Source organism: Bacillus sp. P4_D3 (assembly GCF_056401855.1).
Map to the genome: position 1 here is coordinate 1 of NZ_JBFUIN010001281.1, position 588 is coordinate 588.

1 protein-coding gene is annotated in these 588 nt (G+C 35.4%); it reads left to right on the plus strand.

Features of this window, described 5'->3' with window-relative positions; all coding sequences use genetic code 11:
- Positions 1-72 precede the first annotated feature (72 nt).
- Complete coding sequence (locus tag AC1DTM_RS30820) at positions 73-546, plus strand: SAM-dependent methyltransferase (RefSeq protein ID WP_016104727.1); 474 nt, start codon at positions 73-75, stop codon at positions 544-546.
- The last annotated feature ends 42 nt before the right edge of the window (positions 547-588 follow it).

Below are 588 nucleotides of genomic sequence, written 5' to 3' on the forward strand. Positions count from 1 at the left end.
ACAATCGTATGTGTGGAAAACATTCAGAAAATATCTTATAATGTAAGTGGTTACATTTAAGGGGGAATGCGGATGTTTTCAGTTCGACCAATCGCATTTGTACATAATGAAAGAATGGAAATTGCGGATGATGAGTGGGGAGAAGTAAGATCACTTATTACTTTAAGCGAGTCGTTTACAGAGGAAAGTATACAAGGGATCGAAGAGTTTTCTCATATTGAAGTTATTTTCTATTTTCATAAAGTAACAGATGAACAAATTCAGTATTCTGCTAGACACCCTAGAAATAATAGTAAGTATCCGAAAGTAGGGATTTTTGCACAGCGTGGAAAAAATCGTCCGAACCGAATAGGAGCGACAATTGTTAATGTGATAAGAAGAGATGGAAAAACAATTGTTGTTGAAGGATTAGACGCAATCGATGGTACACCTATATTGGATATTAAGCCTGTTATGAAAGAATTTATACCGAGGGAAGAAATAAAGCAGCCTAAATGGGCAACAGATATTATGAAACAGTATTGGAAGGGGAATGGAGTAAAATGAGAATATATGAAGCAACAATTGCAGATTTAGATGGACTAGCAT

What these genes read in the sequence shown, in the direction of transcription:
- AC1DTM_RS30820 (WP_016104727.1), top strand. Translation starts at nt 73, where the DNA reads ATGTTTTCAGTTCGACCAATCGCATTTGTACATAATGAAAGAATGGAA.